This is a genomic window from Pseudolysobacter antarcticus (assembly GCF_004168365.1).
In the GTDB taxonomy this organism is placed as follows: Bacteria; Pseudomonadota; Gammaproteobacteria; order Xanthomonadales; family Rhodanobacteraceae; genus Pseudolysobacter; species Pseudolysobacter antarcticus.
The window spans coordinates 1,864,742-1,888,369 of sequence record NZ_CP035704.1 but is presented as its reverse complement, the minus strand read 5'-3'; the positions used below and the strand labels follow the sequence as shown (position 1 = coordinate 1,888,369).

Annotated in this window: 25 protein-coding genes; 10 read left to right on the top strand and 15 right to left on the bottom strand. The window is 58.5% G+C overall.

The features are described from left to right. Positions 1 to 26: 26 nt before the first annotated feature. The 12 genes from ELE36_RS08025 to ELE36_RS07970 form a co-directional block, all read right to left on the bottom strand. Positions 27 to 380, bottom strand: a complete 354-nt coding sequence (locus ELE36_RS08025; RefSeq protein WP_129832571.1) for a hypothetical protein — start codon at positions 378 to 380, stop codon at positions 27 to 29. Between the two features lie 128 nt (positions 381 to 508). Then, entirely contained in the window at positions 509 to 1,081 is a 573-nt protein-coding gene (gene kdpC / locus ELE36_RS08020; RefSeq protein ID WP_129832570.1) for a potassium-transporting ATPase subunit KdpC, read from the bottom strand. A gap of 64 nt (positions 1,082 to 1,145) precedes the next feature. Beyond that, positions 1,146 to 2,618: an outer membrane beta-barrel protein gene (locus tag ELE36_RS08015; protein WP_242512391.1), complete on the bottom strand. Its 1,473-nt coding sequence runs from the start codon at positions 2,616 to 2,618 to the stop codon at positions 1,146 to 1,148. Positions 2,619 to 2,717: 99 nt separating this feature from the next. Continuing rightward, complete coding sequence (locus ELE36_RS08010; protein ID WP_129832569.1) at positions 2,718 to 2,912, bottom strand: hypothetical protein; 195 nt, start codon at positions 2,910 to 2,912, stop codon at positions 2,718 to 2,720. A 9-nt stretch (positions 2,913 to 2,921) separates the two neighbouring features. Continuing rightward, positions 2,922 to 5,009, bottom strand: a complete 2,088-nt coding sequence (kdpB, locus tag ELE36_RS08005; RefSeq protein WP_129832568.1) for a potassium-transporting ATPase subunit KdpB — start codon at positions 5,007 to 5,009, stop codon at positions 2,922 to 2,924. A 1-nt stretch (position 5,010) separates the two neighbouring features. Beyond that, the gene (gene kdpA / locus ELE36_RS08000) at positions 5,011 to 6,816 is read right to left on the bottom strand and encodes a potassium-transporting ATPase subunit KdpA (protein ID WP_129832567.1); all 1,806 of its coding nucleotides are present in this window, start codon (positions 6,814 to 6,816) and stop codon (positions 5,011 to 5,013) included. Continuing rightward, positions 6,813 to 6,905, bottom strand: a complete 93-nt coding sequence (gene kdpF, locus ELE36_RS07995) for a K(+)-transporting ATPase subunit F (RefSeq protein WP_129832566.1) — start codon at positions 6,903 to 6,905, stop codon at positions 6,813 to 6,815. The genes kdpA and kdpF overlap by 4 nt, the downstream gene beginning before the upstream one ends. Positions 6,906 to 7,184: 279 nt before the next feature. Then, complete coding sequence (locus ELE36_RS07990) at positions 7,185 to 8,234, bottom strand: hypothetical protein (protein WP_129832565.1); 1,050 nt, start codon at positions 8,232 to 8,234, stop codon at positions 7,185 to 7,187. Between the two features lie 59 nt (positions 8,235 to 8,293). Then, positions 8,294 to 8,905, bottom strand: coding sequence for a DUF2058 family protein (locus ELE36_RS07985; RefSeq protein WP_129832564.1), 612 nt, complete (start codon positions 8,903 to 8,905; stop codon positions 8,294 to 8,296). A 9-nt stretch (positions 8,906 to 8,914) separates the two neighbouring features. Continuing rightward, a complete protein-coding gene (locus ELE36_RS07980; protein WP_129832563.1) occupies positions 8,915 to 9,130 on the bottom strand; it encodes a SlyX family protein in 216 nt (71 codons plus the stop codon). 20 nt (positions 9,131 to 9,150) lie between these two features. After that, positions 9,151 to 10,512, bottom strand: coding sequence for a UDP-glucose dehydrogenase family protein (locus ELE36_RS07975; protein WP_129832562.1), 1,362 nt, complete (start codon positions 10,510 to 10,512; stop codon positions 9,151 to 9,153). A 131-nt stretch (positions 10,513 to 10,643) separates the two neighbouring features. Then, the gene (locus tag ELE36_RS07970; RefSeq protein WP_242512390.1) at positions 10,644 to 11,381 is read right to left on the bottom strand and encodes an FKBP-type peptidyl-prolyl cis-trans isomerase N-terminal domain-containing protein; all 738 of its coding nucleotides are present in this window, start codon (positions 11,379 to 11,381) and stop codon (positions 10,644 to 10,646) included. 402 nt (positions 11,382 to 11,783) lie between these two features. On the opposite strand from ELE36_RS07970, the gene ELE36_RS07965 reads away from it, so the two are divergent. Further along, positions 11,784 to 13,673 carry an ATP-binding cassette domain-containing protein gene (locus ELE36_RS07965; RefSeq protein WP_129832561.1) on the top strand — a complete coding sequence of 630 codons (1,890 nt, stop codon included), beginning with the start codon at positions 11,784 to 11,786 and terminating at the stop codon, positions 13,671 to 13,673. Between the two features lie 95 nt (positions 13,674 to 13,768). Next, positions 13,769 to 14,269: a nuclear transport factor 2 family protein gene (locus ELE36_RS07960; RefSeq protein ID WP_129832560.1), complete on the top strand. Its 501-nt coding sequence runs from the start codon at positions 13,769 to 13,771 to the stop codon at positions 14,267 to 14,269. Between the two features lie 41 nt (positions 14,270 to 14,310). Here ELE36_RS07960 and ELE36_RS07955 read toward each other — a convergent pair whose 3' ends face one another. Continuing rightward, positions 14,311 to 14,904 carry a glutathione peroxidase gene (locus ELE36_RS07955; protein WP_129832559.1) on the bottom strand — a complete coding sequence of 198 codons (594 nt, stop codon included), beginning with the start codon at positions 14,902 to 14,904 and terminating at the stop codon, positions 14,311 to 14,313. A 175-nt stretch (positions 14,905 to 15,079) separates the two neighbouring features. Between ELE36_RS07955 and ELE36_RS07950 the strand changes: the two genes are divergently transcribed. The 8 genes from ELE36_RS07950 to ELE36_RS07915 all read left to right on the top strand — a co-directional run bounded on the left by ELE36_RS07950 (position 15,080) and on the right by ELE36_RS07915 (position 22,468). Beyond that, a complete protein-coding gene (locus ELE36_RS07950) occupies positions 15,080 to 15,424 on the top strand; it encodes a hypothetical protein (RefSeq protein ID WP_129832558.1) in 345 nt (114 codons plus the stop codon). A 2-nt stretch (positions 15,425 to 15,426) separates the two neighbouring features. After that, positions 15,427 to 15,798 (top strand): GntR family transcriptional regulator, encoded by a 372-nt coding sequence (locus ELE36_RS07945; protein WP_129832557.1) that lies wholly within the window; start codon positions 15,427 to 15,429, stop codon positions 15,796 to 15,798. Beyond that, complete coding sequence (locus ELE36_RS07940) at positions 15,795 to 16,652, top strand: ABC transporter ATP-binding protein (protein WP_129832556.1); 858 nt, start codon at positions 15,795 to 15,797, stop codon at positions 16,650 to 16,652. The genes ELE36_RS07945 and ELE36_RS07940 overlap by 4 nt, the downstream gene beginning before the upstream one ends. After that, on the top strand, positions 16,649 to 17,650 hold the full coding sequence (locus tag ELE36_RS07935) for a hypothetical protein (RefSeq protein WP_129832555.1): 1,002 nt from the start codon (positions 16,649 to 16,651) through the stop codon (positions 17,648 to 17,650). The genes ELE36_RS07940 and ELE36_RS07935 overlap by 4 nt, the downstream gene beginning before the upstream one ends. A 229-nt stretch (positions 17,651 to 17,879) precedes the next feature. After that, on the top strand, positions 17,880 to 18,830 hold the full coding sequence (locus tag ELE36_RS07930; protein WP_129832554.1) for an AAA family ATPase: 951 nt from the start codon (positions 17,880 to 17,882) through the stop codon (positions 18,828 to 18,830). 6 nt (positions 18,831 to 18,836) lie between these two features. Next, positions 18,837 to 19,835, top strand: coding sequence for a DUF58 domain-containing protein (locus ELE36_RS07925; protein WP_129832553.1), 999 nt, complete (start codon positions 18,837 to 18,839; stop codon positions 19,833 to 19,835). Continuing rightward, positions 19,832 to 21,817 (top strand): transglutaminase TgpA family protein, encoded by a 1,986-nt coding sequence (locus ELE36_RS07920; protein ID WP_165371532.1) that lies wholly within the window; start codon positions 19,832 to 19,834, stop codon positions 21,815 to 21,817. Before ELE36_RS07925 ends, ELE36_RS07920 begins: the two co-directional genes overlap by 4 nt. Positions 21,818 to 21,904: 87 nt before the next feature. After that, positions 21,905 to 22,468 carry a Slp family lipoprotein gene (locus tag ELE36_RS07915; RefSeq protein WP_129832551.1) on the top strand — a complete coding sequence of 188 codons (564 nt, stop codon included), beginning with the start codon at positions 21,905 to 21,907 and terminating at the stop codon, positions 22,466 to 22,468. 71 nt (positions 22,469 to 22,539) lie between these two features. On the opposite strand, the gene ELE36_RS07910 is transcribed toward ELE36_RS07915, so the two are convergent. Continuing rightward, positions 22,540 to 22,887 (bottom strand): histidine triad nucleotide-binding protein, encoded by a 348-nt coding sequence (locus tag ELE36_RS07910; protein ID WP_129832550.1) that lies wholly within the window; start codon positions 22,885 to 22,887, stop codon positions 22,540 to 22,542. A gap of 38 nt (positions 22,888 to 22,925) precedes the next feature. Beyond that, positions 22,926 to 23,522, bottom strand: coding sequence for a recombination mediator RecR (recR, locus tag ELE36_RS07905; protein WP_129832549.1), 597 nt, complete (start codon positions 23,520 to 23,522; stop codon positions 22,926 to 22,928). Positions 23,523 to 23,628 lie beyond the last annotated feature (106 nt).

Below are 23,628 nucleotides of genomic sequence, written 5' to 3'. Positions count from 1 at the left end.
CGTGTCGATCAGCGGCAGACGATGTCTTACGGATGGATTTTCGGCTCGACCCAATCGAGCGACTGCGCAGAACCGGCGAGCAGCTTGGCCGTGGCGCACGTGTGGCTATCGACCGTTTCGATGCGAATCACGCCGACGGCTGCGGACTTGATCGTGGCCACACCTTTCGGCGGGGTTTGCAACGCGTGCCGCACGACCTCGAATTCTTCGCCAACAGATAACGCGGTTCCCTGATCAAAACACGCGTTGACCTGATCGCCGTTGCTGCTCCGAATACGACCGTCGATCGCCTCATCATTGGCATGTGCAACAGAAATACCGACGCTGCCGATAGCAATGGCAACAAGAGAATAAATAAAGCCGCGAAGACGAATGGACATTTTTGTGACCCGCTATCTTGCCGTGATGGATGGATTTTGCTGCGCTCAGAAAACACAGACTCTGTTGCGACATCCCGACTTTGCGCAGCGCGAAGTCAGCGCGAACCTGCCAGTTCGATGCGTAGCTTCTAGTATTTTCCGTCGAGCAGCAAATTAAGCTTGAGTACGTTCACTCGTGGCTCGCCGAGCAAGCCGAAAGTACGGCCCGCGCTGGCCTGCTCGACCAGCGCCTGCACCTGCGCCGGCGGAATGCCGCGCACTTGCGCGACACGCGATACCTGATACGCCGCTGCGGCCGGTGAAATTTCTGGATCGAGGCCGCTCGCCGAACTCGTCACTAGATCCACCGGCACCGCCGTCGTATTGCCTGGATCGGCGTCGCGCAAAGTCTTGATGCGTTGTGTCACGGCGTCGGCTAGCGCCGGATTGCTGGAAGCGAGATTCGAGCCACCGGACGAGGCCGAATTAGTCGCGAATGGCGCGGTCGCCGAAGGTCGGCCCCAGAAATATTTCGGGCTGCTGAACGATTGGCCGATTAGCTCCGAGCCGAGTGCCTTGCCATCACGCTCAATCACGCTGCCGTTCGCCTGGCGCGGAAAAAACAACTGGCCGACACCAGTTACCGCGAGCGGATAAATCACGCCGGTAATCAGCGTGAGCAACAACAGCGACATCAGGGCATTGCGAAGTACGGTGATCATGATAGCTGCCTCTTGAACAATTCAAATGCAAACTCGTTGCGATACGCGACGGAATATAGCGGCCTTAGAAATGGAAGATCGCATCGACCAGCAAGGTCTTTTGCGTGGACTTCGTGCCATTGTCATACGCCGGTACATCGAGCGAATGTTCGTAGCGAATTTCCGGACGAATTTCGAGATTCTGATTAACCCAATGGGTCATGCCGAGCGTCGTGCTGACATAGCGCGTGGCGTAACCGGTGCGCTGGCCCTGCTCGTCCTTGACCCATTCGTTGCGGAACGAAATCATGTTGGCTGGATCGAGCTCGACATTGAAATAATTGACCACGCCGATCTGCGCCGCCTGCCCTGGCGGCAAGCCCGGCTGGTCGTTGACATAGATGCGATAACCTTCGGTCAGCATGTGCACATTCGGGGTGAAGCGATGGCCCCACGTGAGCACGAATTCCTGCAGATTATTGTAGGTTTGTTTCCTGCCGTTGTACGACTCGACGCACGGATACAACATGTCGTTGTTCGAGTCCGATACCCAGCGCACGCAGGCTTGCAACGACGCGGTCGATGCCTTGTTCCACGGCGCCACGTCGTCACCACTGTGCACGCCGAGTTGTACCGTCCAATTATCCGAAAGTTTGGTCGTGGTGAGCACGCCGATGTTGGTGTAGGCGTCGGTGGTATACAAAATCGAATGCGTCAGCAGATAGTTTTGCGGCGCGAACTGCGCTTCGATATCGGGCAACGAAAGGAAACGGCCTGCGGTGATCTGCATGCCTTGAGCGATCGACGGAATGTACATGTCGACGTACCAGATCATCGGATCGTCGCCGTACACTTTTCCGGATACGCCGGCGTTCGCCGCGATCGGCTGATTCGGGTTGGGATTGTTCAGAAGCTGGTTGCTGAAAACACCTTTCGACGTGGTGTAGTGGTAGTCGTAACCGTAAAGATTATCGAAATGAAAACCCCAGTCGATATGATCGGTCTGCACTGTGTCCGGCAGGCGCTCGACACGCACCAGGAACTGATCGAACTCGACCCGATTCGGACGCGTTGCATACGATAACGGATAGGCATTGAAGTTCGAGCTGCTGAGATTCGCCGACGGATTGACCCAGCCGTAAACCTCGATGCGATTGTCCTGCATCCAGTGCCCGAGCGGCGTACAGGCCAGCGCTCTTTCCAGCGGATATTGCGAGTTTTCGTTCGGCACGCCGATCGCATAATCGACGCCGCCGAGCTGCCATTCGGCAGAAGGAAACGGCGCTGAGGAAAATGGCGAATCCAACCCACGCCGTGCTGGCGCAGGCGCGTTCGGATCGCTCGGCGCAGGATTGGCATCTTCGCGATACGCGCTGGCGAGACGACTGAAAAATCCGTGGCTGCAGTCGCTGGATCCACTAGCGATCGGGGCGGATGCCGCGACACTATTGACACCGTTGTCGGCGGATTCATCAACGGCGCCGGGTTGCGCCATCGCGCTGGTCGAGACGGATAACAAAGTTGCAGAAATGGCTGCAGACAGAAAAACCGCACGCATAAAAACCCCTCTTGAACCAAACTGAAATCGATCTGTTGTGTAGAAAAACTCTGTCATTGACCCGCTTCACCGGTCAATGACGAGCCAAAGAAAAGTGACTCAAATTCCGGCGTAGCCGCCGAGCCAATAGGCATCGTTTTCGCTGACTGCTAGCGACGTTTCAATCGCTGCAATCTTGAGCGGTTGCAGCAGCACCGGTCCGCATTCCGCGTCGTTGGCGGCGACATCCATGTGATGATCATCATCGGGAAAAAGCGGATCGATCGAAATCACGCGAAGCATGTGCATACGCATCGTTATTCCTCAGGCAAGCCCAAACAAAACCAGAACCATGTCGATCAGCTTGATGCCGACGAACGGCACCAGCAGGCCGGTAACGCCGTAGACAAGCAGGTTGCGACGAAGCAGTGCACCCGCCGCCAGCGCACGTGCACGCACGCCGCGCAGCGCCAGCGGAATCAGCACAATGATGATCAGCGCGTTGAAAATCACCGCCGACAGAATCGCGCTTTGCGGCGTGGCGAGATGCATCACGTTGAGCGCATTCAAGGCCGGATACGTGCTCGCAAACGCCGCCGGAATGATCGCGAAATATTTCGCGACATCGTTGGCGACCGAGAACGTGGTCAGCGCGCCGCGCGTGATCAGCATCTGCTTGCCGATCTCGACGATCTCGATGAGTTTGGTTGGATTGGAATCCAGATCGACCATGTTGCCGGCCTCTTTCGCCGCCTGCGTGCCGGTGTTCATCGCCACCGCGACATCGGCCTGCGCGAGCGCCGGTGCATCGTTGGTGCCGTCGCCGCACATCGCGACGAGTCGGCCTTCGGCCTGGATGTCGCGGATCAGTTTGAGCTTCGCTTCGGGCGTGGCTTCAGCGAGGAAATCATCGACGCCCGCTTCGCCCGCAATCGCGCCGGCGGTGAGCGGATTGTCGCCGGTAATCATGATGGTCTTGATGCCCATGCGGCGCAGCTCGACGAAGCGCTCGCGGATGCCACCCTTGACGATATCCTTGAGCTCGATCACGCCGAGCGCGTGGCGGCCATCGGCAACGATCAGCGGCGTCGCGCCCTGGCGCGCGACGATCTCGGCGCTGCGCCGCACTTCGGCCGGCAAGGTGCCACCGACGCTGATCAGATAACGCTCGACCGCATCCAGCGCGCCTTTGCGAATTTGCCGACCGGCCATGTCCACGCCGCTCATGCGCGTCTGTGCGGTGAACGGCACGAACTGCATGTCGTGCTGCTGCAGGTCACGTTCGCGCAAACCGAATTTTTCCTTGGCGAGCACCACGATGCTGCGACCTTCCGGCGTTTCGTCGGCGAGCGATGCAAGCTGCGCCGCATCGGCGAAAGCTTCAACCGCCACACCCGGCGCGGGATGGAACGCAACCGCCTGGCGATTGCCAAGCGTGATCGTGCCGGTTTTATCGAGCAGCAACACATCGACATCGCCCGCGGCTTCGACCGCACGGCCCGACGTGGCGATCACGTTGGCTTGAATCATGCGATCCATACCCGCGATACCAATCGCCGAAAGCAGGCCGCCGATCGTGGTCGGAATCAGGCACACCAGCAGCGCCACGAGCACGGTGATCGTGATCGGTTCGCCATGTCCTGCGGCTTGAACGCTGTACAGCGAATACGGCAGCAAGGTGACGCAGGCAAGCAGGAAAACCAAGGTGAGTTTGGCGAGCAAAATCGTCAGTGCGATTTCATTCGGCGTCTTGCGTCGCGATGCGCCTTCGACCATCGCGATCATGCGATCGAGAAAACTTTCGCCGGGATTGTTGGCGATACGCACTACGAGCCAATCCGACAATACGCGTGTGCCACCGGTGACCGAACTGCGATCGCCGCCGGATTCGCGAATCACCGGCGCGGATTCACCGGTGATCGCACTTTCGTCGACCGAGGCCGCACCTTCGATCACTTCGCCGTCGCCGGGAACCTGCTCGTTGGCTTGCACCAGCACCAGATCGCCGCTGCGCAAATCGCTGGCCGAGGTCGGTGTGACCGTGCCAAGACGATTCGGTGAAGGAAGTTTATTCGCCAGCACATCACGGCGCGCGCTGCGCAACGCTTGCGCCTGCGCCTTGCCGCGACCTTCGGCCAGCGCCTCGGCAAAGTTCGCAAACAGCAAGGTGAACCACAGCCACAAACTGACCCACAAAATAAATCCCGCGGGCGCTTCGCCGTGACCAAACAACGCCTGCAACCACAAGCATGTCGTCATGAGGCTGCAGACAAAAACCACAAACATCACCGGATTTCGGAACTGGCGTTGCGGTGCAAGTTTGCGCACCGATTCGAGCAATGCCGGGACGAATAACGCGCGATCAAAACCCTTGCTGCGATCAGCGCCGATACGATCAGTAGTAGGAGTCATCTTAGTGTCCCGAAGCGATCAGAAATTCTGCAACCGGACCCAACGCCAGCGCGGGTAAAAAAGTCAGCGCCCCGATAATCACCACGGTGATCGCAAGCAAGGTCGCGAACAGCGGCGTGTGGGTCGGCAAGGTTCCGGCGGAGACTGGTACAGTCTTTTTCGCAGCCAGCGAACCGGCCACCGCGAGCATGCCGATCGCCAGCGGGAAACGCGCGAGGAACATCGCGATGCCGAGCAGGATGTTGTAGAACGGCGTGTTCGCGGAGAGACCGGCAAACGCGCTGCCGTTGTTGTTCGACGCTGACGAAAACGCGTAGAGAATTTCGCTGAAACCGTGCGCGCCGGGATTCGCAATCCCGGCAACGCCCGAGGCCGAAAGCACAGCAACAGCCGTGCCGATCAACACCATCGCACACGGAATCAACACGACCAGACTGGCCATTTTCATCTCGAACGCCTCGATCTTCTTGCCGAGATATTCCGGCGTGCGCCCGACCATCAAACCAGCGATGAACACCGCAACGATCGCAAACGCGAGCATGCCGTAAAGGCCACAGCCGACGCCGCCAAATATCACTTCACCGAGTTGCATGAGCCACATCGGCACGAGCCCGCCGAGCGGCGTGAACGAGTCGTGCATCGCGTTCACCGAACCGTTCGACGCGGCGGTAGTGGCGCTCGCCCAGATCGTCGAGTTGACGATACCGAAGCGCGTTTCCTTGCCTTCCATGTTGCCGCCGGCTTGCAGCGCCGATACATTCTGGTCGACACCGAGCGCGGTCAACGCCGGATTGCCGGCCTGCTCGGCATAAGTACACGCGAGCACCAGCGGTACGAAAATCACCAGCATCGCCGCGAGCAAAGTCCAGCCCTGACGACGGTCGCCGACCATTTTGCCGAAGGTGTAACACAGCGCTGCCGGGATCAGCAGGATCGACAGCAGCTCGAGGAAATTACTGAGCGGCGTGGGGTTCTCGTATGGATGCGCCGAGTTGGTATTGAAGAAACCGCCGCCGTTGGTGCCGAGCTGCTTGATCGCGATCTGCGACGCGGCTGGGCCGAACGGCAAGGTCTGTTCGGTGACCTGGGTTTCCTTGATGATTTCCTTGCCGGCAGCATCCTTCAGCGCGTTGCCTTCGGCATCTTTTTGGGTTTCGCTGGCGGTGGTGGCTTCGACTAGGGGCACGTTGCGATACGGCTCGAAATTCTGCACCACACCTTGCGAAACCAACGCGAGCGCAAGCACGAAGGACAGCGGCAACAACACGTACAAAACGCTGCGAGTCATGTCGACCCAGAAGTTGCCGATGGTCTTTGCATTGCGCCGCGTGAAGCCACGAATCAGCGCGATCAATACCGCGATGCCGGTTGCGGCAGACAGAAAATTCTGCACGTTCAGGGCGAGCATCTGGGTCAGATAACTCATTGTTGATTCGCCGCCGTAACCTTGCCAGTTGGTATTGCTGGCAAAGCTGATCGCGGTGTTCATCGCCGAATCCGGACTGACCGCATCGAAATGCTGCGGATTCAGGGGCAACCATTGCTGCACACGCTGGATGGCGTAAACGAACAGCAAACCGAGCACGTTGAACATCAGCATCGCCAGTGCATACCGCTGCCAGCTCATATCCTGATCGCGACGAATTCCGCAGAGGCGATACAGCAAATTTTCAACCCCCGCGCCGAAGCGCGTGACCCGATTCGGGGTGTCGGAAAATACCAACGCCATATACGCGCCGAGCGGTTTCACCAGTGCCAGCAACACGCCGAGAAACAGTGCAGCTTGCAGATACTCGTTGGCACTCATTCGAACCACTCCGGCTTGAGCAACGCAAATACCAGATACACCGTCAGCGCCAGCGCGATCACGCCGGAAATCACATACAGCGGGTTCATCGACGATCCCCGAGGCGATCACACAGCCACAGGTAACCGAGCGTGCTGACGACCAGCCCGGCGAGTAAAACGAGGTAGACGATATCCATGACACGACTTCCGCTTTGGCGATGCGGCACTTTAGGCGGCAGCGCATAGCGAAGTAGTAAGGATTACGCGGCGGGAAATAAAAATCGTATAAAGATGACGCGCTAGATCAGCTTGTGTCGGTCAGCGCGAGAAGCAACATAGCTGGGAGAAACATTGTGCGGACTGCGCGCAACGAGGACGGAATATCCGTCAGTAATCGAAGTGGTCGATGTAGATAAAGTCTTCGGCAGTGCGCGTATTGCAGTCATCGAGAATATGTTGCGGACCGGTTTCTACGACATCGAAATCACTCACATGCACCGGTGTGCTCGTGTCGGTCGAGAACGTATGCGAATCGATGTCGATATTCGCATCCGCCCACTTGTGCGTAGTGAGCAGGTCGTCTTCGGCAGTGAGTGCGATATCGCCTCCATCCGACAGCACGATGCCATAACGCTGCATCGTGCGCAGCAGCACCTGGGCGGCGGCGTTGTAATGGCTCATGTTGAAATTGCCGTGCAGGCGCAAACGCGAGCCGTAAGGCACGCTGGCCAGCGAGCCGCTTGTCGCTGAGGTGGTATGCGTGCCTGGATGGACGTAACGCGACGCAGCCATGTGATTGTTCGGCAAAACAAATCGGATGGCGTGGCCGATATCGCCATTACTGACACTCAGTGCCGCAGCCACTTCATCGGCGTTGAACAACAACGGCGCGATCGGAAAACCGGCAGCGTCGGCCGACGTGCATTGATCACCGCGCCCTTCGGGCGGATAGACCTTGCTCAGATCCCAATGCACGACGCAGATCGATTGCAGCTTGGTGCCCTGCAAATTCGATTTGTAGGATTCGTACAGAATATTGCCCTGCACTACCAGCAGATGGCAGTCGTCGCTGGCAAGGTTGCACGTGTAATTTGTCGATCCTTCGATCGCACCGCCGACCGGCATCGGAAAATTCACTGCGGCCGCGGTATCGCAATCGCCCGTGTAATAACCAGCGACGGGAGAAATTTGCCGGGTAGGACTATTTGCCGCCGCGTACACCACGTGCATCGAGAAATCGATCTGCATCGTATTGCCGTTGCCCCATGTGCCGAGCGTGGAAATCATCGTCGCCGAGTTCGTAGCAAACGGCGCACTACTGATATCACGATTCCATACCGCATTCGCGGTAAAACGCGGCAAGGGATTGGCGCAAGCGACATCGACACTCAGCAACACGAACAGCGTTATCAACCAGCCAGCATGCAGAGTGCGCATCGAATTTCCTCGCGAGAGCCGAAGTGCAAACCAGCGCGAATCCACTGGATGCGCCTAGCCTACCAGATCAAATCCGCGGGAATATCGTCGTCCGGCGCCGCATTCGGATCGGGCAACAACACCAGCGCATCGGTATCGATGGCCTGTGCCGCAAGCGCGGTTTCGCGATCGACCAGCAGATAACGACCGGTGTTCTGCACTACGCCAAGCTCGCCCAGATTGAGTTTGATCAACTGTTCGGGCGTGCAATAGATGCGCCGGATCTTGTTGCCGTGGGTGAAGTGGCGTGCCTGTTCTGCGCTCGCATCGTTCAGACTTTTGCCGGACACGAGTTGCGCGAGTTTCTGCTTGCGCTCTTTCTTCTCCCGCGCCACTTCGGCGGCAGCGCGCTCGGTACGTTCGCGCTCCTGTTTTTCATCGCGCGCGCGCAGCGCATAGGCGCGCGCCAGATTGAGTTCTTCGGCGGATTTTGCCGGCGCGGGCGCCGATGACCGGCGCTGCTTTTCATCGCCATCATGCGGACGTTTCGCTTGATCCGGGCGCGCGTGATGAGGCTTGTTCTGCACATGCCGCGATTGTGGTTTGGCCGGCGCTGGCGCTGGCTTTACCTCGACCTTGAGTTTTTGTACCAGGCCGCTTTTGAGCAGCTGATCGCGTAGGGAATCTGCCATGACTTAACTCTAATAATGCGGTGGAGGCGCTTCTTCGCGCGCATCGTGGGAAAGACCGGTCTTGATCGCATCCAGATCCTGGCGCAAACGCTCGAATTCCTGACGCATTTTGAACAATACCCGATCCTGATTTGCGGCCATCGTGTTGAGCGTCTGCACCATGTCGTCGACGAAGGCGAAGCGCACTTCGAGATCGGTCAGGCGTTGTTCCAGCAAATCGGTCATGACTGTTTTTTTGTTCCTGTTCAAACGTTGCGCGCAGCGGCATGGGCTGGCAACAGACTGCGGCCGCGACCGATGCCGTAGTACGCGATGCCAGCCGCTTCGACCGTGCGTGGTTCGTAGATATTGCGACCGTCGAAAATCACCGGCGACTTCAACGTGGCCTTGATGCGCTCGAAATCCGGGCTCCAGAATTCCTTCCATTCGGTCACGATCACGAGCGCATCGGCATGCTCCAGCGCGTCGTGTGGATGTTCGCAAAGTAGCAGACCGGCATGCTCGCCATACAGGCGCGCGGCCTCGTGACGCGCTTCGGGATCGTAGGCGCGAACCTTGGCACCCGCAGCCCACAACTGTTCGAGCAAACGTCGGCTCGGCGCTTCGCGCATGTCGTCGGTATTCGGCTTGAACGCCAGGCCCCACAATGCGATCGTCTTGCCGGCCAAGTCACCGCCGAAATGGCGCTCGATCAATACGAACAGTTTGTCTTTTTGATCCACGTTCACCGCCTCGACCGCACTCAATACCCGCGCGTTGTAACCGTGCGCGCGAGCGGTGCGTTCAAGCGCCTGGACGTCTTTCGGAAAACACGAACCGCCGTAGCCAGCGCCCGGATAAATGAACGAATAACCGATGCGCGGATCGGAGCCGATGCCGATGCGCACGAGTTCGATATCGGCGCCGACATGCTCAGCGATATTCGCCATCTCGTTCATGAAACTGATCTTGGTCGCAAGCATCGCGTTGGCCGCGTATTTGGTCAGCTCGGCGGAACGCACATCCATCAGCACAAGACGTTCGTGATTGCGATTGAATGGTGCGTACAACGCCTTGATCGCCTCGATCGCGCGCGCGCTGTCGGCACCGAGAATGATGCGATCCGGGCGCAGGCAGTCCTTGACGGCATCGCCTTCTTTGAGGAATTCGGGATTGGAAACCACATCGAACGGTACGTCGAGGCCACGTATCAGCAACTCGGCGCTGATGGCCGCGCGCACACGATCCGCTGTACCGACCGGCACCGTCGATTTGTTGACCACCACGGTATAGCGCGTGATGTGCTGGCCGATGCTGCGCGCCACAGTGAGTACGTGCGAAAGATCGGCGCTGCCGTCTTCGTCGGGCGGAGTGCCGACGGCGATAAATACCATCTGGCCATGCGCAATCGCAGGCTCCGCAGCAGTGGTGAAATGTAGTCGACCGGCGGCGCGATTGTCGCGCACGAGTTCGTCCAGGCCCGGCTCAAAAATCGGAATTTCACCATCGTTGAGGCGTGCGACTTTGGCCGCATCGACATCGACACAAATGACATCGTTGCCGACTTCGGCGAGACAAGTACCGGTGACCAGGCCGACATAGCCGGTGCCGAATATAGTGATGCGCATGCGCTCTAACCGTAGCCGTGCAGGAATAAAGCGAATTGTAGGCTGGGCGGCGCAATTCAACCAATATCAGACACTACAAACAAAAAGGGCGCACCGAAACCGGCGCGCCCCGAGATTGCATGAAACGAATCTTACTTCTTGACGGGCGGTGCTGCCGGAGCCGGCGCTGCGGCCGCTTCCGGCTTCTCGATACTGACCAACTCGACGTCAAACAACAACGTCGCATTCGGGCCGATCGGATCAGGAGCGTGATCGCCATAAGCCAAAGCCGCCGGAATCGCGAACTTGTACTTGCTGCCGACCGGCATGATCTGCAGGGCTTCAGTCCAGCCAGGAATCACGCCGCTGAGCGGGAACGTCGCCGGGCCGCCGTGATCGGCAGAAGCGTCGAACTTGGTGCCGTCGATCTTGGTGCCGGTGTAGTTCACTTTCACGGTATCGCTGGCTTTCGGCTTCGGGCCTTTGCCTTCGGTGACCACTTCATACTGCAAGCCCGAAGCCGTCGTCTTCACGCCAGCCTTGGTCTTGTTCTTGGCGAGGTAAGCGTCGCCTTCGGTCTTGTTCTTCTCGGCGGCTTCCTTCGCCTTGCCGGCCTGTTTGGCCTGCAGCTTTTCGGCGAATTCCTTGCGCACCTTGGCGTACTCTTCGTCAGACAGAGCAGGCTTGTCGCCCTTGATCACGGCCTGCATCGCCTGGATCACGACGCTGATGTCCAGCTCGTCCTTGATTTGCGACAGGCCCTTGCCTACATCCATACCGACCATGTAGCTGCTCTTGTCTTTGTCGGTTTTCAGCTGGGCATCGGCCGCGTAAACGGAAACGCTTGCAACGGCGGCCATAACGCTGGCAGCCATCAGGGTCTTGCGCAAAAACTGGTTCATTAAGTGCTCCTGAGAGTCGAATAAAAGGTGCCGGCCAAATACGGCCTGCGAGCCGTCGAATACAACAAACGGCTTTGCGGGGGCGGCGTATTGTGGCGGGGTCTGGTCTTGAAGGCAAACCATCGCCAGCTTTCGACGACAGGCGCGGCTTGAGGTTCCCTCGCGCAGACCTCGCCTCTCAGTTTTCGTTCATAAATCTTTAAAGGAATTATCTTTCATATCAAATTCTTGCATCGATAACCTGGATTAGAAATCAGGTATGCACAAAACTTTACGTGCTCACAGCGATTCGCGTCCTCGCACAAAATGCGCAATCGCATGCGCTATCGACAAATGTTGCAGCGCAAGAAATTCAGTGCGGGCACGGGCACGGCTTGCTAGAATTGGCGAATGCTTAGATCAGATTCTCTCGCGCTGCGGCGTGGGTCCAAACTATTGTTTTCCGAAGCCACGTTCGCGATCCATGCGGGCTGGCGTGTGGGTATTACCGGGCGTAACGGCGCGGGCAAATCGAGTTTTCTCGCCTTGGTCAGCGGCGAGATGGGGCCGGATGCGGGCACTTTCGAACGGCCGCGTAACTGGACGCTCGCGCATGTACGCCAGGAAACTCCTGCGCTCGAATCCAGCGCGATCGACTACGTGCTCGACGGCGATACCGAATGGCGCGAGCTCGACAATGCGATCGCGGTTGCCGAACAAGCGCACGATGGTGAATGCCTCGGCACGCTGCACGAAAAACTCGCGGCGATCGACGGTTATACCGCGCGTTCGCGCGCCGGCCGATTGCTGCATGGACTCGGTTTCAGTTCGTCCGATGAAAATCGCCCGGTGCGCGATTTCTCCGGCGGCTGGCGCATGCGCCTGAATCTGGCGACGGCGCTGATGTGTCGCTCCGATCTACTCCTGCTGGACGAACCGACCAACCATCTGGATCTCGATGCGGTGGTCTGGCTCGAAACCTGGCTGAAAAGTTATCCCGGCACCTTGCTGCTGATTTCGCACGATCGCGAATTCCTCGATACGGTTGCCACACACATCCTGAGCATCGCCGACGAAAAAGTGGAATTGTTCGCCGGTAATTTGAGCGGTTTCGAGCGCAAGCGCGCCGAGCGGCTTTCGCAGACCCAGTCGATGATCGCCAAACAGCAACGCGAACGCGCGCACCTGCAGGGTTTCATCGATCGTTTCCGCGCACAGGCGACCAAGGCGCGCCAGGCGCAGAGCCGCTTGAAAGCATTGGAGCGCATGACGTTTCTCGCGCCGATTCGCGCCGAATCGTCGATCCGTTTTGAATTCCGCCAGCCGCACGCGTTGCCGCAACCTTTGCTGAAAATGGATGAAGTCAGTGTCGGTTATGGCGACCGTGTGATTCTAAACGGCATTAAATTCAATCTGGTGCCGGGCCAGCGTATCGCCCTGCTCGGCGCGAATGGCGCTGGTAAATCGACGTTGATCAAGATGCTCGCCGGCGCGCTCGCACCGCTTTCGGGCGAACGCCTCGAAGCCAAGGATTTGCGCATCGGCTATTTCGCGCAACATCAGCTCGAACAGCTGGATCACGATGCCACGCCGGTCGAACATCTGAAGCTGCTCGATCCAAAACTCGGCGAACAGGGCGCACGCGATTTCCTCGGCGGTTTCGGTTTCAACGGCGAACGTGCGCTGGAAAAAGTCGCGCCGTTTTCCGGCGGCGAAAAAGCGCGGCTTTGTCTCGCGATGACGGTGTATCAGCGCCCGAATTTGCTGTTGCTGGATGAACCTACCAACCATCTCGACCTGGACATGCGCGAAGGTCTGACGGAAGCGTTGCAGGATTTCGCCGGCGCAATGGTTTTGGTGTCGCATGATCGCTCGCTGATCCGCGCATGCTGCGATACCTTGCTCAAGGTAACCAACGGCTGCGTGTCACCGTACGAAGGCGATCTCGACGATTACGCGCGCGAAGTCGTGCGCAACGACAATGCCAGCGCGGCTGGCGAAACCGATAGCGGCAGTGGCGGATCGAAACGCGACCAACGCCGCGAGCGAGCTGAGGCGCGTGCGCGTCTGGTACCGTTGCGCAACGAGCTCGGCAAGCTCGAAAAACGCATGGCCAAGATCGAAGAAGAGAAACGCAAGATCGATACCTTGTTGCTCGATCCCGCGCTTTATGATGGCAGCCAGGCCAGCAAGCTTTCCGATCTGGTCAAACAACAAGGCCTGCTGAAAAGCGAATTCGCAAGTACCGAAGAAGCGTGGCTTGGTGTGCAGGAATCATTGGAACAAGCCGAGAGCGCTTGATCTTCGAAAGCCCGCTTTGTTGACTCAGCGTCGCGCGTTCACCGCGCGCTGACAGACGTTTCGATTATTCTCTCGCCTCGATCAGCGAGGCTGGCATGGAATATATCGACGTACTGAACCAATCAAAAAATATCGAAGCCGTGGCACTGGTTCCCGGCTCAAGCGCCGAGCAAGCCGCCATCGCGCGATTCAAGCAATTCTTCGCCGATTTTTCGCCAGGCAAGATCGACGATCTGCTCGACCATACTTACGCCGAACGTTTGTATTTCAACGACACGCTCAAGACCTTGCACGATCGTGCGAGCCTGCGTCATTACCTGCAGGATAGCGCTGCGGCGACCGAACTATGCGTGGTCGAAGTCGACGATGTAATCAGCAATGGTAAGGGCGATTATTATTTTCGCTGGCGCATGCGTATTCGCTTCAAACGTTTTTCGCGCGGCCAGGATACTGAGAGCATCGGCATCAGCCAGATTCGTTTTGATAGCGATGGTCGCGTGATTTTCCATCAGGATTTCTGGAACGCCGCAGATGGATTATTCCAGCACATTCCGCTGCTCGGCTGGATGATACGCAAGATCAATCAGCGTCTATGACTTCACGTGCCCCGCGCTTTGCCGCGGGGCACGCGGAAAGATCAGTTCGGCGCGCTGCCCGCTTTGCCAGACGCAGATTCGGACGACGGTTTCGCCGCAATCAACTTTTCGATTTCGCCGACCAGCTTGGGATCGGTCGGTGTGATCTTGCTAGTGAAGTCCGCGACCACGTTGCCATTGCGATCGATCAGGTACTTGTAGAAATTCCAGCTCGGATAATGCCCACCCACAGCGGCGGCGAGCTTGTCGTAAAACGGATTTGCCTCGCCCTGCTTGACGTGCACTTTTTCGAACATCGGAAACTTCACGCCATAAGTAAGCGTGCAGAAATCCTTGATCTCGGCTTCGGTGCCGGGTTCCTGATTCATGAAATCGTTGGACGGAAACCCGACCACGGCAAACCCCTGCGACGAATATTTGGCGTGCAACGCTTCCAGCGCATCGTATTGCGGCGTGAACCCGCACTTGCTCGCGGTGTTGACCACCAGTAGCACCTTGCCGCCGTATTCCTTGCACAGGTTCACTTTTTCCTTGCCGGCCAGCGGGCGGAAATCGGTATTCAGCAGATCGCTGCAAGCCAGCGCCGAGGTGGAAGCAAATGCAATCGTCAGCGCCAGTAGCGGTTTGACGGACATGGGTTTTCTCCAATGAGGTAAGGGCGAGTTACATAGACATGAGCAAGAGCGAAATCCTTTCATCCGGACGCGAATACGCTCCCCGATAAGAATTTTGCTATTCGCGCTTGACAGCCGCAAATATGGTGTTATAGTTAACTAACACACCAAGCAACTTTCAGCGACGGAGAACATCATGAGCACACGTATCGCACTTCGACTCTGGCTGGCACTGGCACTGTTCGGTCTGGATGCTTTGGTTTGGGCCTATGCCGTGCATACTGGCCCAAACCGCGTAAGTTCGGCAGCCGCAAGCGCGCCCAAGACAACATTGCCGCCGGTTCTGCTGCCATCTATCACGGTACGCCCCGACGCCGATACACTCGCCGCTTACGCCGAGACCGGCAGCAACAGCGGCACGGCGCTGGACCTCGAACCCATCGATAACGTGGTAGCACAGATGCCGACCCTGCCGCATCTGCGCCTCAGCGTTCCGTACTACAGCTTCGGCAAATTGCTGCCCCATGTGCGCAAGGATTAATCATGAGCATAACCTGGAGCGACAACATCCCGATCTACCGTCAACTGCGTGACCGCGTCGTGGCGATGATTCTGGATGGCATATTGAAACAAGGTGATGCCCTGCCCTCGGTGCGCCAGGTGGCGGCGGATTTCCAGATCAACCCGCTGACCGTTTCCAAGGCATATCAGGAACTGGTCGACGAGCAGCTCGTGGAAAAACGCCGCGGACTCGGCATGTACGTGAGCGACGGCGCACAGGCCGCGCTGCTGACCTCCGAGCGCGAACAATTCCTGCAGCAAGAATGGCCGCCGCTTTACGCGCGCCTGAAACGCATGGGCATCGATCTCAAGACCTTATTATCGCACGCGGAAAAAAACGGAGAATCTGCATGAATGCCGTCATACAAGCACGCGACCTGAGCAAACGCTACGGCACCACCGTCGCGCTGGATCATGTTGATCTGACCATCGAGCCGGGACGAATCATCGGCCTGATCGGCCCGAACGGCGCGGGCAAGACCACCGCGCTGAAAGCCATCCTCGGCCTGAGCGAATTCGATGGCGAATTGTCCGTGCTCGGCCTCGATCCGCGCCAGCAACGCTTCCAGCTCATGCACGACGTGTGTTTCATCGCCGACGTGGCGGTGCTGCCGCGCTGGCTACGTGTTGGTGAAGCAGTCGATTTTGTCGAAGGTATCCATCCGCGTTTTTCGCGGGTGAAGTGCGAGGCATTTCTGGCCCGCACCAAACTCAAGCCGACGATGCGCGTACGTGAGTTGTCGAAAGGCATGATTGTGCAACTGCATCTGGCGCTGGTGATGTCGATCGACGCCAAGCTGCTCGTGCTCGATGAGCCGACGTTAGGCCTGGATATCCTGTATCGCAAGGAGTTCTATCAGAGCCTGCTCAACGATTATTTCGATGCCGAAAAAACCATCATCATCACCACGCATCAGGTCGAGGAAATCGAGCACATCCTTACAGATCTGATTTTTATCCGCGATGGCAAGATCGTACTCAATACCACGATGGAAGCACTCGGCGAGCGTTACACCGAAGTGATGGTCAACGCCGACAAGGCCGATGCCGCGCGTGCTCTCAAGCCGCTCGATGAACGACAGATTTTCGGCAAATCGGTTTTCCTGTTCGACGGTGTGGATCGCGCGCACCTCGCCACGCTCGGTGAAGTGCATACACCGAATATCGCCGACCTGTTTGTTGCCACGATGAAAGGAGCTTACGCATGAAGACCTTCGGCTGGCTGTTGAAACGCGAATATTGGGAGCATCGCGGCGGATTTTTCTGGGCGCAGGTGTGGACTGCGGGCATCGTGCTGCTGTTGATCGCAAGCGCTGTCATCGTTGGTGAAGTTTTGCAGGACAAACTGCATGCGACAGTCACGGTCGGCGTGTCGTTGAGTGCGCTGAGCACGAGCTTGTCGCAGGAGCAGATGTCGGTTGTCAGCGCCGCGCTCGATACCGCCCTGTTGTCGCTCTCGCTGTTCCCGCAGATCGTGCTGTTCTTCGTCGTGTTCTTCTATCTGCTCGGTGCGCTGTATGACGATCGCAAGGATCGCAGCGTACTGTTCTGGAAGTCGCTGCCGATCTCGGATGTCGGCACAGTCGCGTCGAAACTATTCACCGCGGCGATCACCGCTCCGCTCATGGCTTTTGCCATCACCATCGTCATGCAGCTCGCCTTTCTGCTGATCCTGAGCGTGTTCATGCTGCTGCACAACGTGAATCCGATGACCTTGATCTGGCACGCCGCATCGCCGCTCACGGTCTGGACAAAAATGCTGGTGCTGTTGCCAATCAGCGCGCTGTGGGCCCTGCCGAGCTACGGCTGGCTGCTGTTGTGTTCGAGCTTTGCGCGCAGCCGTCCGATTGCCTGGGCGATCCTGCCGCTGGTGCTGCTAGGCTGGGCGATTACGTTCTCGGGTCTGCTGCAAAATTTCGCTCTGCCGAGTAGCTGGTATCTGCGCAACGTGTTCATGCGCCTGTTGCTCAGCATCGTGCCAGCGAGCTGGTTGTGGACGGAGAATGGATTCGATAAAAGCGCGATCGGACAAGTCATCGACGGTACGAATGCCGTCAGTGGCAGCCGCGAGACGCTGGTGTTGCAATGGAACTGGATATTCTCCGCACTGACTCGTCCCGAAATGTGGATCGGCGTGGCAGCCGGTATCGCGATGCTTGCGGCTGCGGTGTACTTCCGCCGTCGTCGTATCGAAAGCCTGAACTGATCTCTGCTGAACAATCGACTAATCGCGAAAAATCGCGACGCGACAAAACCCAATGGCACTGCATCTGCGGTGCCATTTTTTTTGCAATACGACACAGATTCGGTGCGCAAGAAAGCGAGTGGCGACTGCAGTCCCGACATCCACGCTTGAAATTTCGCGACGGATCGCTACATCGTCTCCACAGCGCATGGCATAGTATCTGCGCATATCCACTCGACGCCGCTCGCCCATGCCTGACTCTCCCGCTCCCCTGCCCGCCGCGGCACTCGCCGACGCGCTGCAGCTCGCCCTCACCCAGCTCAACCAGATTGTGCTCGGCAAGCCACGCCAAGTGCGTCTCGCGCTGGCGTGCATGCTCGCTGGTGGCCATCTGTTGATCGAAGATATGCCCGGCGTCGGCAAGACCACGCTGGCGCATGCGCTCGCCGCCACGCTTGATCTGAGTTTCCAGCGCGTGCAGTTCACCAGTGATCTGTTGCCGTCGGACATCATCGGCGTCAGTGTCTACGAGCGCGAACGCACCGAGTTCGTATTCCATCCCGGCCCGCTGTTTGCGCAGCTCGTGCTGGCCGATGAAATCAATCGCGCCACGCCGAAAACCCAAAGCGCGCTGCTCGAAGCGATGGCCGAAGAACAAGTCACCGTCGATGGCGCCACGCATCCGCTGCCGACACCGTTTTTTGTGGTGGCAACGCAAAATCCGCTCGATCTCGCCGGCACTTATCCGTTGCCGGATTCGCAACTCGATCGCTTCATGCTGCGCATCAGTCTGGATTACCCGAATGCGCAAGCCGAGCGCGAACTGCTCACCGGAACCGACCGACGTGTCCTGATCGGCAGCTCAAAACCGTGCATCAGCGCGACGCAGATTCTGCAGTTGCGCGTGGAGGTGACAAAAATCGTGACCACGCCCGCGCTGATTGACTACGTACAAGCACTGCTCGCCGCGAGCCGCAGTCATGCTGATATCCGCGTCGGCCTTTCGCCACGCGCCGGCCTTGCGCTACTCGCCGCAGCGCGCGCGTATGCGTTGCTTGAAGCACGCGCGTACTGCATTCCCGAGGACTTGCAGGCTGTGTTCGTCGAGATTGCCGCGCATCGCCTGATTCCCGCGCCGACGACCAGCCGCACGTGTGATTCAATCGCGCGCGAACTGCTGGCACAGGTGCCGGTGCGCTGACTCGGCATGACTCGCCGCGAACATACCGCGACCGGCGCCAGCACCACGCGTGAACGTCTGCTGCGAGTCGCCGAGAAACGTCTGCCGGCGCTGACGCGTCTGCGCCAGGCGGAAACCTTGCCGATCCGCCTGCATCGTCATCGCATTTACGTGCGGCCGACACGCTACGGGCTGGCATTTGCACTGATGCTGTTCGTGATGCTGATGGCCGCGCTCAACTACGGCAACAATCCCGCGTTGTTGCTGACCAGTCTGCTCGGTGCGGCGCTGTTGACCAGTGTATTTCGTGCGGTGCGTAATCTCGATCAGGTCGAATTGCACAGTGCGCAGGTCGCCCCTGTACACGCTGGCGAGGCGATGAGTTTCGCGCTGAACTTCAGCACTCCCGAGCGTGCACACTACGGCCTGTGCCTGAGCGGCACGTTCGGTATGACGCCATTCGATTTATTGCCGCAACAGGAAAATCGCATCAGCGCGGAACTGGCTACCGACCGTCGCGGCTGGTTGGCGCCGGGGCGGTTGCAGATTTCCACCGATTATCCGTTCGGGCTGTTTCGGCCATGGAGTTACCTGAATCCGTCTGTGCGTTTTCTGGTGTATCCGCAGCTCGAAGTACATGCGCCGGGTTTTCCGCTAGCGACGCGCGCGGAAGGTCAGCGTGCGATGCGTGGCGCGGATGACGAGTTCGCCAATTTACGCGATTATCGCCACGCCGATGCACAACGATTGATCGCGTGGAAAGCCAGTGCGCGGCACGATCGATTGCTCGTGCGCGAACTCGAGCGCCGCCAAGGTATCGAGCTGCTTTTCGATTGGGCGCAATTACCGGAACTCGCCTACGAAGCACGCATTTCGCGTCTTGCCGCGTGGGTAAACCAAGCGGCGGTCGCGGGAATGCGTTACGAACTGATATTGCCGCAGCAACGCCTCGCCCCGGACAGCGGCGAAGCGCATCGGCATGCGTGTTTGCAGGCACTCGCGTTGATGCCAGGAGCGCAACAGTGAGCGCGGTTCTGGCCAAGCTCAGCGTGCGGCAATTCAGCCTGCTCAGTATCGCGGTATTCGCTGCGATTCTGCCGCATCTTTCGCGCTTGCCGTGGTCGCTCACGTTGTTGTTGCCAGCGTTGCTGTGCGCACGCTGGTGGCAACGCCGCTGGCGCCCCACGCCGGTGTCGGCATTGCTTAAACTGCCGCTGGCGTTGTTGATCGTCGCGCTTACCTTGATGCAATACGGCAATGTATTCGGGCGCGAACCCGGCAGCGCGCTGGCCTGCGGCATGCTCGTGCTGAAGTTGGTCGAAAGCGAGACTACGCGTGATGCCCGCGCCGCGGTTTTGTTCGCGGCATTTGTACTGATGAGCGCGCTGTTGTTCGCGCAAAGTCTGTTCTACACCGCGTTTCTGATGCTGGTACTGATCCTGTTGCTGGCGGTGTTGCGCCAGTTGCAGGTCCAGCCAGCCAACAGCACCGCGCCGTGGCGACCACAGCTGATCCACTACCTGCGCGATGCGGGCCTGAGTCTGCTGGCGGGCGCACCGCTGGCGTTGTGTGCGTTTCTGCTGATCCCGCGATTCACTTCGCCATTGTGGGGTGCGCCGAACGATGGCGACTCCGCCCGCACGGGCTTGAGCGATCGCATGTCGCCCGGCGATATCTCGAATCTGTTGAATGACGACAGCCCGGCATTCCGCGTCGGCTTCACAGGCGAAGCACCAGCACCGGCCAAACGTTATTGGCGCGGACCGGTGTTATGGAATTTTGATGGCCGCGCGTGGACTCGGCCCGAGTGGGCAGATACGGCGGCGCAAGTCACGATCACTAACAGTGGTGCCACGATCGACTACGACGTGACCCAGGAGCCGAGCTTGCAGCGCTGGATGCTCGCACTGGACGTACCGATCGAGGTGCCCGCCGATGCCACCCGTTTTGCCGATCTCACCGTAAGCGGGCGCCACCGCGACAGCACCAATCCGCGTCGTTATCATTTGCGCTCGGTACTTGATTACGTGTTGCAACCCGAGCTTTCCGCGACCGAGCGCCGGCGTGCGCTGCAACTGCCGCGTGGTTTCAATCCGCGCAGTGTTGCCCTAGCTCAGCAACTTCGTGCTGCGCATCCCGATGACGACGTCGCCGTGGTACGTGAGGTGTTGCAGCGCTTTCGCAGCGACTACAGCTACACCCAGGCGCCACCGGAACTCGGACGCGAATCGGTGGATGAATTCCTGTTCGATACGCGCGCAGGTTTCTGCGAGCATTATTCCTCGGCATTCACGTTTCTGATGCGCGCGGCCGGCATTCCGGCACGCGTTGTCACGGGCTATCAAGGTGGTTATTTCAGCAATGTCGGCCGCTATTTGCTGGTGCGCCAGTCGGATGCACATGCTTGGTCGGAAGTCTGGTTGCCGCAACGCGGCTGGGTGCGGATTGATCCTACCGCCGAAGTCAGCCCAAGCCGGATCGAGCTCGGCGCCACCGCCACGCGTGGTGGTGATCGCGAATCCTGGTATCACCCGGAATGGATCGCGAGCTTGCGCAACCAGTTCGATCTGGCCAACCGCTGGTGGAACGAGGCCGTGGTGCAGTTCAATGCCTTGCGTCAGGGCGGATTGTTGCAGCCGTTTGGCATCGAACATGCCGATTACGCTCAGCTCGCCTGGGTGCTGAGTGGCTGCATCAGCGTGATCCTCGCCGGCATGACACTGTGGACGCTGCGTCGATCACGCGGTGCCGAAGATGCACTCGATCGCAGTTACGCATTGTTGTGTAGCAAGCTCGCGCGGGCGGGTGTGAAACGCGCGGCGAGCGAAGGTCCGCGCGATTTTTGCGCACGCGCGGCAGCATCTCTACCGGAATCCGCAACGGCCATTCGTGCGCTGGCACAACGTTATGTCAACCTGCGTTATGCCCATGCGTTATGCGACAGCGCGGAATTGCATTTGTTCGATCGCGCAGTGCATGCGCTGCGCGTAAGCAAACGTAAACCTTAGCAAAACAGTTGCACTTCTGCGACGAAGTAACCATCAAAGGCGTCGTATGATGGCAAGCGTAAATCATCGTTTCTGGAGGATCATTCCATGCGTACCGTTATTTTAAGTGTGGCAGCCGCACTGGCCTTGAGCGCATGCGCGACCGTGCCAAAGCCGCTGGCTGGGGAATATCCGGCAATCACGCCGCAGCAGGCGCTGACCAGCAATCAAAGCGGTCAGCGGGTGCGGTGGGGCGGTGAAATCATCAAGGTCGAACCGCACGCCGACAGCACCTGTTTTGAAATTCTCGCACGCGAACTATTCAGCGATGCGCGCCCGAACATGCACGACCAAAGCAATGGTCGTTTCATCGCCTGTCGCCAAGGCTTTTACGATCCAGCGGTGTACACCAAGGGACGCGATGTCACGGTAGTCGGCACAACCAGCGGCAGCGAGCAACACGCGGTTGGCGATTACAACTACACCTACGCCAAGGTCAATGCGGACGAGGTTTATCTATGGCCCAAGCGCACGGCTTCTGCATTTCCGGCCGGTTACGGTGGCTGGGGCTACGGACCGTACGGTTACGATCCGTTCTGGTACGGCAACAGCGGCTGGTACGGCGGTTTTTATGGCGGCCCGGTAGTTATCATTCGTCACGGACACCATTGATTTTTGAATGCTGAAACTCTCGACGCGGCGTGATCGCTGCGTCGAGTAGATTCACGATTGCGCCGTGGGTATCACGCAAAATTCGAGTGCAACGCGCGTCCTGCCAGCAGATGTAGATGCAAGTGAAACACGGTCTGTCCACCATCGCGATTGCAGTTGATAACGCAGCGATAGCCATTTTCGGCAAAACCTTCAGCCTTGGCGTACCTAGCTGCAGCAAGGAACAGATTGCCGATCAGCAAAGCGTCTTCCGGCTCGGCATCGTTGAGGGTGGCGATCGGTTTTTTCGGCACGAATAACGCGTGCCGCGGTGCTTGTGGCGCGATGTCGCGGAACGCGATGATCTGCTCGTCCTCGTAGACGATATCTGCCGGAATTTCGCGTTCGATAATTTTGCTGAAGAGAGTTTTTTCGCTCATGGCACAGGCTCCGATGGCGTGGAATAACGCGGAAAATTTTAAAGGGTATGCCGACTGCCGAACGCATGCGCCAGCGTGCCGCGATCAATGAATTCCAGCTCGCCGCCGAGTGGCACGCCGTGCGCAAGACGCGTCGCGCGCACGCTCGCCTGCGCTGCAATCTGATTCAGCAGATGCGCCGTCGCCTCGCCTTCGATGGTCGGATTGGTGGCGATGATCAATTCCGAAATTTCGCCTTCCGCAAGGCGCGCAGCGAGCAAATCCAGACCTAGTTCGCGCGGACCCACGCCATCAATCGGACTGAGCCTGCCGAGCAGCACAAAATACTGTCCGCGATAACCCGTAGCCTGCTCCACGGCGAGTTGATCGACCGGCGACTCGACCACACACAACAGTTGCCGATCGCGACCGCTATTCGCGCACAACGCACACAGTGGTGTCTCGCTGAAGGTACGGCAACGCGTGCAATTACCGATCCGCTGCATCGCCTCGGTGAGCTTGGCCGACAACCGCTGCGCGCCGCTGCGATCGCGCTCCAGCAGGTGAAACGCCATGCGCTGCGCTGACTTGGCGCCAACACCAGGAAGGCAGCGCAACGCGTCGATCAATTCGGCAAGCAAGGGCGATCCGGACATCGATTGGCGATCAGTCAAAGAGAGGTAGCAGTTTACTGGATGCCGAACTCATGTCGACTTATCTGGCCCAAAGACCTAGTTTGCAAACAACAAAATGCATCATCGT